We start from the raw sequence: 17424 nt of genomic DNA, 5'->3' as shown, positions 1-17424 counted from the left end.
CGCAAAGATATTAAGATAAATTGAAAAGCTTATTTTTGAATAAAATAAAGACTTATGAGTAAAATCAACTGGAAAACTGTAAAAGAATACGAAGATATAACTTATAAAAAATCAGGTGGCGTGGCTAGAATTGCCTTTAACCGACCTGATGTTCGAAATGCATTCAGGCCTAAAACTACTTCGGAACTTTTAGATGCGTTTCATAATGCACACGAAGATACTTCCATTGGCTGCGTTTTACTATCTGCTGAAGGGCCATCTTCCAAAGACGGGAAATGGGCTTTTTGCAGCGGAGGTGATCAAAAAGCACGTGGTCATCAGGGCTATGTGGGTGAAGATGGTTATCATAGATTAAATATCCTGGAAGTTCAGCGTTTAATTCGGTTTATGCCAAAGGCCGTAATTTGCGTAGTTCCCGGTTGGGCTGTAGGCGGCGGGCATAGTTTACACGTAGTTTGCGACCTAACGCTTGCCAGTAAGGAAAACGCCATTTTCAAACAAACCGATGCCGATGTAACAAGTTTTGATGCCGGTTATGGATCAGCTTATTTAGCGAAAATGGTAGGACAGAAGAAGGCGCGTGAAATCTTTTTTCTCGGAAGAAATTATTCGGCGCAGGAAGCCTATGAAATGGGGATGGTGAACGCCGTAATTCCACACGATGAGCTGGAAGATACTGCTTACGAATGGGCACAGGAAATTATGGCAAAATCGCCAACTTCCATAAAAATGCTGAAATTCGCCATGAACATGACCGATGACGGAATGGTAGGCCAGCAGGTTTTTGCAGGAGAAGTTACCCGACTTGCCTATATGACTGATGAAGCCAAAGAAGGCCGTGATGCTTTTCTGGAAAAAAGAAAACCTAATTTTGATAAAAAATGGATCCCGTAGCCAAAGATTTTAGCAACGAACCAATAGATTTAGCTTCTTTGCCCAAATATGAGGCGGTAGCCTTTTCTTCAGTTTCACCTAATTATCTTATTAAAATGAATATTCAGACGGGCATTTTTATGCTCGTCCTGTCTATTGGGCTCGGTGTGTTTTGGTTTTTTCAGCTTAATCATCTGCAGTCAGGGATTATTTTTGCGCTTGTATTAGTCGCTTTTGTATTCAGGTTCTGGAATAATTATAAACTGCTTAATAGTTTGGGTTATGCTATAAGAGAAAAAGATATCATCTATAAGAGAGGTTATATCTTTAGTAAAGCCACGGTAATCCCATTTAACAGGGTTCAGCATGCATCGATTTCACGAGGCGTTTGGGATAAAATTTTGGGCATTTCAAGTCTTAATATTTTTACTGCCGGTGGAAGCGGGAGCGATATCACCATTCCCGGACTGGATCCGGAAATGGCAGTGCGGTTAAAAGAAGCCATTGCGGTTAAGATCTCCAATGATGAATCCTGAAGCCTACAATACCGCCCAGCGACAGTCTATAGTCGGGGTCCTTCTTATTTTTATTTCCAGCCTATATAAGTTGTTCAGGATGTTTTGGGCTCTGGGTGCCTATTTGTTATTAAGCGGTCCCAGTAGCACTACTTTAATTTATATCGCCATAGGTTTAGTGTTTTTGGGTGTTTTAACCCTAATCTATAGTTACCTCTACTATCTCAAGTTTGTTTTTTATATAGATTATAACCGGGAGGAATTTGTTCTGGAAAAAGGAATTTTTTCTACCGAAAACACAGCGATTCCTTTTGATAAAATTCAGCAGGTTTATTTTAAACGTTCTATTTTACAGCGAATAATAAAGGTTTACAGCCTGGTAATAGATACTGCCGGAAGCAATCAAAAAGAAGTAGAGATAAAAGCGATTTCCGGCGAGGATGCCAATAGTCTTTCAAAAATTCTTTTAAAGGCAAAAGCTGAAAAAACTGAATCACAACAATTAGAAGGGGAAGCTACGGAAACAGAGGAAAATAACGAGGTTTTCTGGACGCATAAAGTAGGAATTCTCACCCTTTTAAAAATTGGAATAAGTACCAATTATTTACGCGGACTCTCTTTGGTGTTTGCTTTTGTAATGACTATTTATAATAGGGTAAACACTTATTTTAAGGACCGGATGGAAGATGTTGAAGTTTATTTCGATCAATTTTCCGGGGTCTTGCAGTCTGTTGGATATATAGCGGTGCTATTTGTGCTGCTTTTGCTTTTGAGTATAAGTATTACCATTATTGAAGTCTTTATAAAGTATTACGGCTTAAAAATTCAGCAGAATAAAGATAAAATGGAGGTTGAAATGGGCTTAAAGACCAATACCAAGGTTTCCCTTCAACCCAGAAGACTTCAGTTAATGCGAATTAAAACGAACCCTGTTCAGGAACGTTTTAATCTTTATGAAGCACAAATTTCTCTGTCAAGTAGTGAGAATGAATTTCAGAAAAATAAAATAAAGATCCCTGGATTGGGGAATGAGATCGTAAAGAAGATAAAATATTTTTTATATCCGGAATCTTCTAAATCTAGTTTCAGCACTACATTTAGACCAGATAAATTATTGTTATTCAGGAAAATTTCACTGGCAATGTTGCCAGTATTGATATTTCTTGCTTTCTGGCATTTTACGGCTTATATAAACCTTCAGTTATGGACTGTCTTAGTCTTAGCTGGTCTTTATATTATTGTAGCCTTAACATTACAAATACTTGCATTTAAAGCCCGAAAACTAATTGTTACCGAAGAATTCTTACAAAAGAAAACGGGCTTCTGGAATAAAACTGAAGAAACTCTGGAATTGTTTAAAATACAATCTATTAGTGTGAAGCAACCCATCTGGTACCGAAGAAAAAACCTGGTAAATGTAGTTTTTCATACCGCAGGGGGAGACCTACGGTTTTATGCTGTTAAGACTGATGTTTTGGAATATGTAAATTATGTATTGTATAAAGCTGAAGCTAGTTCTAAGAACTGGATGTGAGGATGCTTGGTATTAATGAGATTAAATAAAGGTAAAAAATAAAGCTGTTTAATCGTCATCCTAAACTTGTTTCAGGATCTATGATGTTGAACAAAAAACATATTAGAAGCTGAAACAAGTTCAGCTTGCCGAAAATAGACCCGTTCCAACAGCCACTTGTTAACTTAAAACAATTAACAAGATCTATCTTATCGCCGGAAATTCTTCAGGATTTACTTCGTTAAAAATCGCATACACTTTTTCGAAAATATCTTCTGCTGAAGGTTTGCTAAAATAATCCCCATCGGTACCATAAGATGGGCGGTGCTCCTTAGCGGTTAGCGTTTGTGGTTTACTGTCCAGGTATCGCCAGGCGTTTTGCTCGTTTAAAACCTTATCTAAAATAAATGCTGAAGCCCCTCCCGGAACATCCTCATCTATCACCAGAAGTCGGTTGGTTTTTTCTACGCTCTTTACAATATCGTGCTCCAGGTCAAACGGAAGTAAAGATTGTACATCGATTACTTCGGCATCAATTCCAAATTCATTTAATTCCTCGGCAGTTTGAGTCACAATTCTTAAAGTAGAGCCGTAAGAAATTAGAGTGATATCGCTTCCATCCCTAACGGTTTCAACTTTTCCTATTGGGGTTCTAAGTTCAGATAAGTTACTTGGTTTTTTTTCTTTTAAGCGGTAACCGTTTAAACATTCAACCAATAGAGCAGGGGTATCCTGTTCCAGTAATGTGTTATAGAAACCAGCTGCTTTGGTCATATTTCTGGGAACCAGAACATACATCCCGCGTACCAGGTTAAGAATTCCACCCATTTGTGAACCACTATGCCAGATTCCTTCTAAACGGTGGCCACGGGTTCTTATAATTAGTGGAGCTTTTTGTTTTCCTTTAGTTCTGTATTGTAAGGTAGCGAGATCGTCACTCATTCCCTGGATAGCGTACATTACGTAATCCAGGTATTGAATTTCAGCAATTGGTCTTAAACCTCTCATTGCCATGCCAATTCCCTGGCCAAGAATAGTAGCTTCACGAATACCAACATCGGCAACACGTAGTTTTCCGTATTTCTTCTGAAGTCCTTCCAGTCCCTGGTTTACATCACCTATTTCCCCGGCATCTTCTCCAAAAATTAAGCTTTCCGGTATATTGCTGAAAATTTGATCGAAATTATCCCGCAGAATAATCCTTCCATCAACTTCAGTAGAATCTTCATCATATTCGGGTAAAACTTCTGTTTGAAGGCCGTTTGATTCAATATATAAATGACTGTTATAATCGTCAGCCATAACTTTCTCAAAATCACTTAACCAATCAAGAAGCTCAGATTTTTCTTCAGAATTTTCTTTTCGAATTATTCTTAACGTCTTTCTGGCGGCAATCGCAAGGTCTTTTTTAAGCGGTTCTTTATTTGCGTTTAATTCTTTGGCTAGTTTAACCACCGCTTCCTTTTCCTCGGTGTTTTTTGCTAATTTAGAAAGTATGGCGAGTAGCCCTTTTTGCCTGGCTTTGGTAGGTTCTGCATAATTATTCCAGGCTGCTCTCTTTCCTTCCCTTACTTCGCGTTTTATTTCTTTCTCAATATCCTGCAGCTCTTCGTCTGTACTAATATTATTTTCAAGAATCCACTCCCTAAGCTTTACGTTGCAATCGAATTCACGCTCCCATGACAAACGCTGTTCATTCTTGTAACGCTCGTGAGAACCGGAAGTAGAGTGACCTTGCGGTTGAGTAAGTTTTACAACATGAATAAGCACCGGGCAATGTTCTTTCCTGGCTATTTTTTCGGCTTTTTCGTAAGCTTCAATAAGCGCTACGTAATCCCAGCCATTAACTACAATAATTTCGTAGCCTTTATTTTCTTCGTCTCTCTGGAAACCTTTTAAAATTTCAGAAATATTTTCTTTGGTTGTTTGGTGTTTTGCGTGCACCGAGATGCCATATTCATCGTCCCATACGCTCATAACCATAGGAACCTGTAACACGCCGGCGGCGTTTATGGTTTCCCAAAAATGGCCTTCACTGGTACTTGCATTTCCAATAGTTCCCCAAGCGATCTCATTTCCGCTTTCTGAAAAGTTTTCGGCAGTTAGTCCTTCTACGTTTCTATATATTTTTGAAGCTTGAGCGAGTCCTAAAAGTCTTGGCATTTGGCCGGCAGTAGGAGAGATATCTGCACTGGAATTTTTTTGCTCCATCAGGTTTTTCCAGCTACCATCTTCGTTAAGGCTATGAGTGGTAAAATGCCCTCCCATTTGTCTTCCGCCAGACATTGGTTCGTTTTCCAGGTTGGAATCTGCATATAAACCTGCGAAAAACTGTTCTATGCTAAGTTGATCAATGGCCATCATAAAGGTTTGGTCACGATAGTAGCCAGATCTAAAATCACCATTTTTAAAAGCTTTGGCCATAGCGAGTTGTGGCACTTCTTTTCCATCTCCAAAGATCCCGAACTTAGCTTTTCCGGTAAGCACTTCGCGTCTTCCCAAAAGGCTGCATTCGCGGCTGGTAACGGCAATTTTATAATCTGCCAGCACCTCTGCCTTAAAATCTTCAAATGAAATTGAATCTTTAGTTTTTGTTTCGCTTTGCATGAACGTTGTTTTGAATAATAACAAATGTAACGAAAACTTAGATTGTATACAATTCATTAAAATCAAAATATTTTAAGAAAAGTTTATTTTAAAGGATTTTTATTGTGTTTACTGAAATTAAATAGCGAAAATTGTAGAAAATACTGGTTTTTATGTAATTGAAACGCGGAATGCTAAGAATTAGTTATCTAAATTAAATCTTTGTTAATACCAGCGGCGGGTGAAAAGTCTTATTAAAGTATTAAGATCAAGGGAAACGATAAATCTTATTTTTTGGTCATAATTATCCTGGGCTACCTCCCAACCTAAATTGGAATAAACGGGAAAAAATAGTTCAAAATAATCGTCTACGAGACTAAGCCGAATCCCGGAATCGTATAAAAACTGTGCATTTTCATGCTCGTTTTTTACCAAACCTACATCGCCATAAACAAATATCCATTTATAGAGGTTAGTACTTGCATTCAGGGTGGTAAGCCATTGGTTGGCATATTCGGGTTGCAATTGGGATTTAAATCCACCTTCGGCAACAATAATTTGCTGACTGAATAACCCGGTTCCCTGACTTCTTCCGTAATAATTATAATCAAAGAGATAATCTGTTGGCCTATCTAATGCAAAACTGAAATAATCTGATGGCATATTATCGCTGTACAGAAATGTTCCGGAAAAAAATCTGAGGTTTATTTGACGATTATTCCTGAATAATTTTCGATACTCCAGGCTCATGGAAATTTTACTGAATTTTTCGGCCAACTGAAAATCAAAAGAGGCCGAATAAAAATCTACCAAATGCGGTTTGCTGTATCGGTAATTAATGTTGAAAATATTATAGTTGGGTTGCTCTAAACTTTGATTGGGGTCAATATCCCGTCGCACATTCACATTTCTAATTAGTAGATTTTGGCGCTCGTTGTCCCTCAGGTATTTATTTCTGAAAGAAAAGTTTAAAAACGGGGTGTATTTTTCGTAAAAAAGATTGTATCCGTAAGAATAACGTGTTCCACCAAGTCCGTAAGTAATGGCATAAAGTTCCTTGTTTTCAAATTGATGTGTATTGCTAAAGGAAGCGGAGCCAACAACGGTCTCACTTGTAAAACCATATTTAGGAGAAATGTTGAAGTTAAAAGTTTTTGAGAGGACTGTTTTATTATACAGTTTGGGTCCTATGGAAATGCCATCGTATAAGTTGTAGTTGAATTCGGGCATAAAGAATAACTGAGAATAGCGTGGATCTTCTATATCCTGTAATAACCTAAACTGAAAGGGTTTGTTGAAAAGTTTGGTAACTGCCTTATAATTATCCCGCTGATTAAATTCAGGGATTTTTTGCTCATAATTTAATGCGAGGCGATCTACATCCTGTCTGGCAATTTCAATGGTTTTTGTTTTATCAATATTTTCAACCCATTTTTTGAAAACTATTTCCCCATCTTTTAAGCCATAAAGAGAAACCGGAAAGTTAGTTTTTCTTTTATTTTTAATGGTAACCCTAAGCGAGTCTTTGGTCTTATATAAATTTTGAATGGTGAAATCTATTTTCTTATTTGAGTTTACATAATCTTCAAAAAACCAGGAAATATCCTTAGTAGCATATTTTTGTAAAGTTTGCTCGAAATCTTCAGCTGAAGTTGGACGCATATTATGCTGAGTATAAAAGTCTTTTACAGCTTCTTTTACCATCCCATTTCCGAGGTAATCTTCAACATATTTAAGTCCCACTCCGGCTTTATAAGAATTGGCGATATTTTTATTAAACTTAACCAGGGAATCCTGAGCTGCAGTTAGGGGCTGGTCTAAGTTTAATCGCGCCATATTCATATACAAAAACTGGTACTGGTCGTTAAACTCCAGATCGGCTGCGTGAAACCATCGTACCCCAATAATACTGCTGAGGTTTCCCAGTAACCTCATATTTGGGTAATATTCATTCACATAATCTATCATTAAAGAAACCAGGATGGCATCGTGCACCCATTGTTCCTTTCTGGGATTGATATGCACTGAATTCTTCAGTAAATAATTGGTGATAGTTTTAAATTGCTTAATGTCATATTGAAAGCCATCTGGAAAAGGACGAATAAAACCGGGTAGCTGATTCAATCCATAAATAGGACTATTCAAATAATCATCACGGGTCACAAAAATTTTCTGGTGTGGATATTCGCCAACTCTTTCGTTATAATATTTTACAATACGATTCAGCAGGATTCTTTTAATTTCAGGCTGAAGCTCATCGTCGGCTACATTCGTAATTACTTCATGAGCATCAGTTGGTAAAGATTCAAAAATAAAGGAATTTGTAAGGTAGATTTTGGTGTCTAATTGATCTTTCCCAGAAAGCTTCACAGTTTTAGTACCATTGGTGGTACGCACACTTTTAAAATCGAGGGGAGATCCTACATAATATTGGGGTGGGGTGTTAAGCTCTATTTCTATATCGTGCAGTGCATTATATTGATCTCCAAGATTTTTATGGCTATAAACTTCCCAATTACCATTTTTATAAACTCCGGGTGTAATGTACCAGTATCTAAGTTTGTAATTATTGTCTGAATCTACCCCGTATCTTGTGAATTTATCTATAGGAATCTTAACAAGATAATTGAGATTTATCGTAAAGCTTTGTCCGGGAAGTAAAGGCTGATAGAGTTTAAGCCTTATAAGGTCTGGAGCTTCTTCGGGACGTTCCCAAATTAGCTGTTCATTTTCTGCATTGGTGATATTATTAATATAAGTGGCGCCGCGTTCTTCATCTTTGGCAAATCTAAAACGTCTTGCAAATTCTTCAGCAAAACGTTTGGCGAGGGGAGTGTTTTTTGCGCTAAAGGCATTAGCCCAGTCGTTAAGATAAATTTGGGTTAGGGTATCTTTACTGGAGTTGGTATAGACCAATTCCTGCTCAATGGTAAAGGTATGTGTGCTATCATTTAGGTGAGCATTTAATGAGATGGAGTTTTGAGCAAAACCCCATCCAGTTCCCACAAAAAAATATAAAATAAACAGATAAAACCTCAAGGGGGAATACATTTAGCGTAACACAGAATTTCAGCTAAATATAATCAAAGTTTTCATCCCTACTTAAGATTTAATTAAAAGTTAGGACTAAGATTATATTCTCCGTAAAATTCGTTTAGGATTTCAATAACTTCATCTTCGGTATCTACAACCTGTACCAGATCCATATCTGGAGCGCTAATATTTTGAAACTCGTCCAACAGGGTTTTTTGAACCCAATCTACAAGTCCGCTCCAAAAATCTCTTCCTACTAGTATAATAGGGAATTTATCAATTTTATGGGTTTGAATTAATGTGATTGCTTCAAAGAGTTCATCTAAAGTTCCAAAGCCGCCGGGCATTACCACAAAGCCCTGGGAGTATTTCACAAACATTACTTTTCTAACAAAAAAGTAATCGAAATCCAGACTTTTGTCGTTGTCTATGTATGGATTATCGTGTTGCTCGAAAGGCAAATCTATGTTTAGGCCTACAGAAGTTCCGCCCCCAAGATGGGCACCTTTATTTCCGGCTTCCATAATTCCGGGGCCACCTCCGGTGATTACACCATATCCGTTTTCAACGATTTTCTTGGAAATCTTTTCGGCCAGTTTGTAATATTTTTGATCGGGTTTGGTTCTCGCTGAACCGAATATTGAAACGCAGGGACCAATTTGACTTAGCTTTTCGTAGCCATTAACAAATTCGCCCATTATTTTAAAGATCGCCCAGGAATCATTAGTTTTTATTTCGTTCCAGGCTTTATTTTTAAGGTTGTTCCTCATTTTATTTATAAGTATTTTTAGTGTAATTCTTTTTTAAGAAATTCAGCAGTGTAGCTTTTCTTAGATTTCGCCACTTCCTCGGGGGTACCTTTAGCGATTACTTTTCCGCCATTTTTTCCGCCTTCCGGGCCAATATCAAAAATATAGTCGGCCATTTTTATAACATCTATATTATGTTCTATAATAAGGACGGTATTTCCTTTATTGGTCAGGTCGTTTAAAACATTCATTAATACTCGAATATCTTCAAAGTGTAATCCGGTGGTTGGTTCGTCTAATATATAAAAAGTATTCCCGGTATCGCGTTTTGAAAGTTCTGTAGCCAGTTTAATTCGTTGAGCCTCTCCACCTGAAAGCGTGGTGCTTTGCTGGCCTAAAGTGATATAACCTAAACCAACGTCCTTAATGGTTTTTAGCTTTCTGAATATCTTCGGAATAGGCTCGAAGAAGGTCGTAGCTTCATTAATAGTCATTTCTAAAACATCGGCAATAGATTTTCCTTTGTAACGAATTTCCAAGGTTTCGCGGTTAAAGCGTTTTCCCTGGCAGGTTTCACATTCTACATAAACATCGGGGAGAAAATTCATTTCTATCACTCTTAGTCCACCACCTCTGCAGGTTTCGCATCTTCCGCCTTTTACATTAAAACTGAATCTCCCGGGTTTATAGCCACGAATAAGCGCCTCCGGTGTTTTGGCAAAAAGACTCCTGATCTCTGAAAAAACGCCGGTATAAGTAGCCGGGTTAGATCTAGGAGTTCTGCCAATTGGGGTCTGATTAATGTCTATCACCTTATCGGCATTATCAAGACCTTTTATGCTTTTATAAGGTTTTGGTTCTTTAACGCCATTAAAATAATGAGCGTTCATAATAGGGTAGAGGGTTTCGTTAATCAGTGTCGATTTACCACTTCCTGAAACACCGGTTACCGCAATCATTTTCCCTAAAGGAATTTTAATCGAAACATTTTTAAGATTATTTCCGGTAGCTCCTTTAAGTTCTATATTCTTCCCGTTTCCTTTTCTTCTTTCTTTAGGAACTTCAATTTCTTTCATTCCGTTTAGATAGGAAGCGGTAAGCGTATCGTGTTTTTTTAATTCTGAAGGAGTTCCTTTGCTTATAATTTCTCCACCGTGCTTTCCTGCTCTCGGCCCAATGTCTATAACATAATCGGCACGTTCTATCATATCTTTATCGTGTTCAACTACAATAACAGAATTGCCGATGTCCCGCAGGGAAATAAGGGAATTAATAAGTTTCTCGTTATCCCGCTGATGCAAACCAATACTGGGTTCATCCAAAATATATAGAACACCAACAAGTTGAGAACCAATTTGTGTAGCCAACCTTATTCGCTGTGCTTCACCACCCGAAAGGGATTTTGAACCACGATTAAGGGAAAGATAGGTGAGGCCAACATCTACAAGAAAACCAATTCTGGTTCTTATCTCTTTAATAACTTCAGAAGCAATCTGGTTTTGTTTTTCGCTTAGTTTTTTTTCTAAGCCAACAAACCATTTAGCCAAATCCTCAATATCCATTAAAGAAAGTTCAGCTATATTTTTATCGTTTATTTTAAAATAAAGCGATTCTTTTTTAAGTCGGCTGCCCTCACAATCGGGACAATCAACTTTGTCCATATATTCTTTGGCCCAGCGTCTTAGTGAAGTAGAATCATTATTATTAAAGGTGCTTTCAATAAAAGTAGCTACGCCTTCAAAATTGATCTTAAACTCCCGGGTTATTCCAAGGCTTTTAGATTCTTTAGTGAAACTTTCCTTGCCACCGTGAAGAATAAACTTCATCGCGGCATCGGGAATTTTAGAAACGGGATCTGTTAGTTTAAAATCCCATCTTTCGGCAATTAATTCCAGCTGGGAAAATACCCAGTTTTTCTTTTGAGGTCCGTGAGGAGCTAAAGCACCGTTCTTGATCGACCTGGAGTAATCGGGAATTATTTTATCAATATTCACCTGGTAGAGAGTACCAATTCCATTACAACTTGGGCAAGCACCTTTTGGGGAATTAAAAGAAAAGGTGTTAGGTTCAGGGTTTGGATAGGAAATCCCGGTTGTGGGACACATTAAATTTCTACTGAAGTAACGTGCCTTTTCGGTTTGCTGATCCAGGATTATGAGAGTATCGCTTCCGTGATACATCGCGGTTTTAATGCTTTCATCTAAACGCCTTTGCGCATCGGTTTTATCGTCAATTTTTAAACGATCAATAACAATTTCTATATCGTGCGTCTTGTATCGATCCAGTTTCATCCCTTTAACCAGGTCTCGAACTTCACCGTCTACACGTGCTTTTAAAAAGCCCTGCTTGGCAATTTGCTCAAATAATTCGCGATAATGTCCTTTTCTGGATTTTATAACCGGGGCCAGTACACTCACTTTTTGACCCTGAAAATCTTTTAAAATGAGATCCTTTATCTGGCTATCCGTATAACTAACCATTTTCTCGCCGGTCTCATAACTATAGGCGTCTCCCGTCCGGGCAAACAGTAAACGCAGGAAATCGTAAATTTCTGTAATAGTGCCAACTGTACTACGCGGATTTTTACTGGTGGTTTTTTGCTCTATAGCAATAACAGGAGAAAGTCCTTCAATTTTATCTACATCGGGACGTTCAAGGCCACCTAAAAACTGCCGTGCATAAGCCGAAAAGGTTTCTATGTAACGGCGTTGGCCTTCGGCATAAATAGTATCGAATGCCAGAGAAGATTTTCCGGATCCTGAAAGACCGGTAATCACAACTAGTTTTTCCCTGGGAATACTAACATCTATATTTTTAAGATTATGGACGCGAGCCCCTAATACTTCTATAAATTCTTCGGTTTTAGCCATATTTTTTATCAAGGGGGCAAAGGTACTTAAAGTGTTGCTAACTAAAAAGAAAGGAAGTTTCTGCTAGTGTTAATTATGGATTAAAGTTTAAATGTTAAAAGTTCGACTTGTACAAAATTAAGAAAGCATCAATTTTATAATTAATGATAATAAAACAAAAGTAGCTCAGTTAAATGCACGTTAATTAATCATCAATGATTACTTCCTCTATAATTCGGCCCTATATTCGATTATTATTAACCAACCAAAAATATTTAAACTTGATTTACACTACGTCTTACCTTCGAACCCTCCGACTTTCTATATTAACCACGAAATTTTTAGAAATTTACTCTTCCCTTTTGTACAGGTCTGAAAATACCAGTTAGACTTTTACTGAAAAATTGATCACTATTTGATTGAAAATTTATGATTGGCCGTTAACGTTTGGGGCATTAATGGTCGGTTAGAACCTCGAAGTTGTCTTCGGGTTTTTGAATCCCGTTTTGGGAATTTTTTAAACTCAAAATTCGTTCAATCAATAATATTAAGAATTTTCAATGAGGGAATAGGTCGATTTAGGATATAAAGGTTTTTGGCTTTGTAATCTTGTGATCGTATATTTTCCTGCATTTTTTATCGGGTATTAGTATTATTTACTTAGTTATAACTTACAGTATGTGAGGTTTTTTAATACCAGAAAGATTTGACGTCATCGAATTTATAAGCACTTTTATCATTGTCTTATATGCTTGAATGTCAGTATAATATTACTTTATTTTTTTGTAAAAATTAAGGTTAATCCCCTATATTTGATAGACCAAATCTTCATAATTTAAATTTTCCACCCCCCGGAAACTTACAACCTATTTTTAAAGGTATATTTTAACCCCCCATCAATTTTGCCCCTTTTATTTTTTTGTTCCCCAAGCGAGATTTAAAACATTCTGATGTTTACATCGATCTGTTTTGAATCTATCAATTTAATGTCTTGTGGACTTACTCCACGTTTTTTTTACTAACTGGCTATATAGCCGCAAAATTGTTGTAGTATGATAACAGATAAAAAGCAATTATTGCTTATTACCAACAAACAAAGTATGGTAGACTGTGTTCAGGAGGGGGTTAGTATGCAATTTGAAATGACCCATGCAAATTCTTTACACACCGGCTTTAACATAGCCCTCAATTTATTACCCGATGTAATCCTTTTAGATTATTCTTCTTTTAGATCGGGTAGGAATTTTAAGAATATCGCCAATTTTAAATCCAATCATTTTCTTACGAAAGCCTGGCTTGTGGTTTACGCTGAAGAGCGCTTTCGGGCTGAGGCCGAAAGCAGGTTTAGAAAAGTGGTAGATGAGTTTGTTTATTCCCCTACTTTAGAGGCCCTCTGCGGAAAAATCATCAAAATGGTTTATACCAATCGTTCCCTTTCCAACTTCTGGAAAGATGCTTTTATGGGAATGTTCAATCTTATTTCAAAACCAGTTTTATTGCTGGATCAAAATGAAATCGTGGCAATGAATGATGCTTTCAAACAAAGTTTTAGGGTCACTGATAATAAAGGCTTGAAACTCACAGATTTTGTGAAGTGCGAGAACGTGCAAAAAGTAAAAGACAGTTTGAGAAATTTTGCTCGCGGCAAGCATATTAAAGCTGCTACAAAAACTACCTTACTATTAAGGAATGATAAGGTAAGAAATGCGCAAATTAATTTTTCTAAATTAAATAAAAATTTCGGACATCAGTTTGTCATGTTTATAGACTTTGTGGAAGAAAATGAGGTGATTAATCATAATATAGGTACTTCTTCTGAAGATGTTGAGGAATGTTTTAAGGAGAATAGTCAACTCACAGAATTTAAATTTACTAATAGAGAGAAGGAAATTATCGAACTCCTTATAAAAGGATATAAGACCAAAGATATATCTGAAGCATTATTTATCTCACCTAAAACGATAGAAAAACACCGTTCAAATATTATTAAGCGCACAAACTCCGATACTATACTGGAAAGTATCATATATGCAATAAGCCATGATCTTATAGATTATCAAAAAGTGTAAAAAAATAGCATTTTCGGTTAAATAGGGGAGAAAACCCCTATAGCTTTATAGGAGAGAATTGACCTACATTTATACTAGAATTTTTATCCAAAAGTAGTCACCCCACTTCACTACTTTTTAGGCCCCCAACCTTACTTAAAAACTTGAGTACAATAGTCTTTAATAAGACTCTGTATATATTTTATTAACCATTCTTAAATATTTTAATTAAAAACGTTCGAGTTATGAAAAACTTTAGAAATTACTTTACAGGTATCGCGATAGTAGCGATGCTTTTTGCCTCCTGTAGTAAGGATGAAACTGCTGGTGAGCCCCAGGTGGGCGATGAAATGGCTGCCATTTCATTAGGAGCGGTTTTAAATGACTTTATTAGGAACCAGGATGCTTTAAAACAAAGCATACCCGAGTGTTCTGAAGATGCGCCAATGTACGCAAGGGTTATTCTTACCCATGATATGGGAGAAGAAGATGTAGTAGTGCCTATTAATTTTGATGGAACTACTTATTTTACCGACTATGATGAAGACCTGGCAATACCAATCCCTGCAAATCAAACCACTACATCCGTAAGTCTAACCGATTTTTGGGTGTATGCTGTAGAGCCGGGTGAAAGTACCATGCCAATTTGGGTTGCGCCAAAGGTAGGAAGTGAGTATCAGAACTTTGTTAACAATGCATTACCTCTAAATTTCGATCTACGCGCAGGTTCTAAGAAATATGTCGACGTAGAGGTTCTATGTTTTGACGACCGTGATGTAAATCTATATGGTTATCAATTCTTCGATCTTGTACCAACACCACTTATTAAGTTCTGTTTATTTGGAAACTTCTGTCCTTCAGAAGACGGTAGACATTATGTTGCAGGATACAGTGTGAATGTATGGTCTGGATCTGATAATACAGGAGATCAACTGTATACAGATGTAATGAATGATGTAACAATGGATGAAGGAACCGGTGATTATTATTCTGATCCTTTATGTTTCTTCCTTCCTGACACTGACGGGGTAGATACTTACTATTTTGAAATTACTCTTGAAAATACCACTGAGTATAGCTCAGACGAGGCAGGTGAAATAGTTCTTTCAGGTTCAATTACTGATGATGAAATCAGAATGTTCTACAACGAAGAAACCGGAGCTATGGATTATTACCACTTTAGCTACGGCTGTGGTGACGATAACCCTCCACCATTCACTGATCCTAGGGTAACTACTAAAAGGTATAAGGCCTGTTTATATGAAGTAGGTGACACAGATGCTTTCGGATTCTCTTACCTAAGTTTAGTAGGAAATCAGTTAACTGCTCAAACCTGGGTGCCCTATATGGAATCTAATGCCACTACACCGCAACATATCCATGAAAATGCATATTGTGCGGATGCAGGAGGAGTTGTTTGGCCACTTAATCTAATGGATGGTTCTTACCCTCAGTCTGATGGAAGCGGTGCACTTTATTATTCAAGAACCTGGACTGTATCAGCAGATGATATAGCCGATCTGGGTAATTTGGCTGACCGAACTGTTAATTTACATGACGATGCAGACGGATCTATTATCTCTTGTGGAGAGTATGATAGTTATTAAAAACAAATAAAGAGGTGTCCCGGTTAACGGGACACCTTACTTTTTTTATTTCAAAAAACATAAATTATGAAAACAACAATGAAATTTTTGATGGCCTCTTTGGCCCTCATATTCTTCTTATTTACCTCGTGTTCTCAGGATGAACCTGTAGGAAAAGAAGGACTAAGTGAAAATACTGCGGTAATTGAAATCGGCCCACTTTTAAATGACTTTTTGAGTCGGCAGGCTGAGGGAGATATCCCTGCTTGTTCAGATGAAACACCTGCATACGCCCAAATAATGTTAACTCATGAGATGGGTAGTGTGGATGTATTGGTTCCTATTTTGAGTGATGAATCTGGGTTTTTTACCGATTATGATGAAGAGCTCGCTATTCCCATTCCAGATGGAGAGACCACAACTGAAGTTAGCTTAACAGATTTCCTGGTTTACGCAGAAGCGCCAGGAGCTGGAGTGATGCCAATTTGGGTAGCTCCTAAGGTAGGTAGCGATTATGAACATTTCGTAAGTGATCCATTACCTATGGTATTTGATCTTCGTGCAGGATCAAAAAAATATGTTCCAGTAGAAGTACTTTGCTTTGATGACAGAGATGTTAACTTATACGGTTACCAATTCTTCGACCTTATTCCAATAGAGCTTTACAAATTTTGTGTGTTTGCTAACTATTGTACACCTGATGGCAGGCATTACACTGCCAATTACAGTGTAGATATTGACTATCTATTAGGGGATGATGTGATTGACTTATATGATGGTGAATCTCCTGTAACCGGAAATACTGAAGATGATAATTCTGGTGACTGGTATGCAGATCCATTATGTCTAGCTATTCCTGCTCCTATGTATGATGAGACTGCTAGCGATATTTATTTACGTGTTACCGTTACTTTAACTGCATGGGATGATAACTACGGAAATCCCGTAGGTGATTATTCAGAGGTTATTGAATTGAGCTGGAACGATGTTCAGTCTTACTTCGGTGATAATGACACTATAGACTATGAGCATATTTTCTTTAACTGTGAGGATGATGACGACGGTGACGGAGATGATCCCGGTGACGGAGATGATAACGGTGACGGAGATGATGACGGTGACGGAGACGATGACGGTGACGGAGACGATGACGGTGACGGAGATGATGATAATGGAGATGGCTGTGAAACTGCTTATATGAAAGGAGATACTGAGCTTAATACCCTGGCAAATGCTAATAAATGGGGTTGGGCAGAACGCTATCAAACTAGTATGGATGGAAGTAGTAATACATTCGATATTTGGGCAGGTGCAGCACAGAATGATACCTCTAAAGGGGATCATATAGGGACTGCTGAGATTTCCGTGGACGGTGATGATATCACTTTGGAAATCACCCTGGAGCCTGGAGTGAGCTTGGATGAACTTCACATTAATTTAAGTGAAGATGCTCCGTCTGGAAATGATGTATTTGCACCCGGTCAGTACAATCTTAATCACGAGGTTGATGCAAACACTCTTACCTATACCTGGGAAAGAGACTATAGTGATGACTTCTATATTATTGTTCACGCTGTAGCTTGTTATTAATTAAATGAGATTTTCAAACTATCAGGAGTTGTAAACTCCTGATAGTTTCTTTAAAAAAAACCATTCTAAATATTTAATCCAA

General features: G+C 37.5%; 10 protein-coding genes. 6 read left to right on the top strand and 4 right to left on the bottom strand.

The window, feature by feature from the left end:
- The first annotated feature begins 54 nt into the window (after window positions 1–54).
- The 3 genes from LB467_RS05445 to LB467_RS05435 are packed head-to-tail and all read left to right on the top strand — an operon-like array spanning window position 55 to window position 2922.
- On the top strand, window positions 55–894 hold the full coding sequence (locus LB467_RS05445; RefSeq protein ID WP_224473013.1) for a 1,4-dihydroxy-2-naphthoyl-CoA synthase: 840 nt from the start codon (window positions 55–57) through the stop codon (window positions 892–894).
- Window positions 882–1409: a PH domain-containing protein gene (locus LB467_RS05440; RefSeq protein ID WP_224473012.1), complete on the top strand. Its 528-nt coding sequence runs from the start codon at window positions 882–884 to the stop codon at window positions 1407–1409. Before LB467_RS05445 ends, LB467_RS05440 begins: the two co-directional genes overlap by 13 nt.
- On the top strand, window positions 1378–2922 hold the full coding sequence (locus tag LB467_RS05435; protein ID WP_224473011.1) for a PH domain-containing protein: 1545 nt from the start codon (window positions 1378–1380) through the stop codon (window positions 2920–2922). Before LB467_RS05440 ends, LB467_RS05435 begins: the two co-directional genes overlap by 32 nt.
- A 183-nt stretch (window positions 2923–3105) precedes the next feature.
- On the opposite strand, the gene LB467_RS05430 is transcribed toward LB467_RS05435, so the two are convergent.
- From LB467_RS05430 to uvrA, 4 genes are all read right to left on the bottom strand, one after another.
- Window positions 3106–5508 carry an alpha-ketoacid dehydrogenase subunit alpha/beta gene (locus LB467_RS05430; RefSeq protein ID WP_224473010.1) on the bottom strand — a complete coding sequence of 801 codons (2403 nt, stop codon included), beginning with the start codon at window positions 5506–5508 and terminating at the stop codon, window positions 3106–3108.
- Between the two features lie 204 nt (window positions 5509–5712).
- Entirely contained in the window at window positions 5713–8493 is a 2781-nt protein-coding gene (locus tag LB467_RS05425) for a gluzincin family metallopeptidase (RefSeq protein WP_224473009.1), read from the bottom strand.
- A 107-nt stretch (window positions 8494–8600) separates the two neighbouring features.
- Window positions 8601–9290: an LOG family protein gene (locus tag LB467_RS05420; protein WP_224473008.1), complete on the bottom strand. Its 690-nt coding sequence runs from the start codon at window positions 9288–9290 to the stop codon at window positions 8601–8603.
- Window positions 9291–9307: 17 nt separating this feature from the next.
- Window positions 9308–12139, bottom strand: a complete 2832-nt coding sequence (uvrA, locus tag LB467_RS05415) for an excinuclease ABC subunit UvrA (RefSeq protein WP_224473007.1) — start codon at window positions 12137–12139, stop codon at window positions 9308–9310.
- Between the two features lie 1031 nt (window positions 12140–13170).
- On the opposite strand from uvrA, the gene LB467_RS05410 reads away from it, so the two are divergent.
- From LB467_RS05410 to LB467_RS05400, 3 genes are all read left to right on the top strand, one after another.
- Window positions 13171–14187: a LuxR C-terminal-related transcriptional regulator gene (locus tag LB467_RS05410; RefSeq protein ID WP_224473006.1), complete on the top strand. Its 1017-nt coding sequence runs from the start codon at window positions 13171–13173 to the stop codon at window positions 14185–14187.
- Between the two features lie 224 nt (window positions 14188–14411).
- Complete coding sequence (locus LB467_RS05405) at window positions 14412–15773, top strand: hypothetical protein (protein WP_224473005.1); 1362 nt, start codon at window positions 14412–14414, stop codon at window positions 15771–15773.
- Window positions 15774–15839: 66 nt separating this feature from the next.
- Window positions 15840–17342, top strand: a complete 1503-nt coding sequence (locus LB467_RS05400) for a hypothetical protein (protein WP_224473004.1) — start codon at window positions 15840–15842, stop codon at window positions 17340–17342.
- Window positions 17343–17424: the final 82 nt, after the last annotated feature.

Source organism: Salegentibacter tibetensis (assembly GCF_020164485.1).
GTDB classification, from domain to species: Bacteria; Bacteroidota; Bacteroidia; order Flavobacteriales; family Flavobacteriaceae; genus Salegentibacter; species Salegentibacter tibetensis.
Note: the sequence above shows the minus strand (reverse complement) of the source record. Positions and strands in the feature narration are given on the sequence as shown.

Excerpts from the sequence above, each read along its gene's own strand:
- LB467_RS05410 (WP_224473006.1), top strand. The coding sequence starts at position 13,171 with ATGATAACAGATAAAAAGCAATTATTGCTTATTACCAACAAACAAAGT.
- LB467_RS05445 (WP_224473013.1), top strand. The coding sequence starts at position 55 with ATGAGTAAAATCAACTGGAAAACTGTAAAAGAATACGAAGATATAACT.
- LB467_RS05430 (WP_224473010.1), bottom strand. The coding sequence starts at position 5,508 with ATGCAAAGCGAAACAAAAACTAAAGATTCAATTTCATTTGAAGATTTT.
- LB467_RS05400 (WP_224473004.1), top strand. The coding sequence starts at position 15,840 with ATGAAAACAACAATGAAATTTTTGATGGCCTCTTTGGCCCTCATATTC.
- LB467_RS05440 (WP_224473012.1), top strand. The coding sequence starts at position 882 with ATGGATCCCGTAGCCAAAGATTTTAGCAACGAACCAATAGATTTAGCT.
- LB467_RS05405 (WP_224473005.1), top strand. The coding sequence starts at position 14,412 with ATGAAAAACTTTAGAAATTACTTTACAGGTATCGCGATAGTAGCGATG.
- LB467_RS05420 (WP_224473008.1), bottom strand. The coding sequence starts at position 9,290 with ATGAGGAACAACCTTAAAAATAAAGCCTGGAACGAAATAAAAACTAAT.
- uvrA (WP_224473007.1), bottom strand. The coding sequence starts at position 12,139 with ATGGCTAAAACCGAAGAATTTATAGAAGTATTAGGGGCTCGCGTCCAT.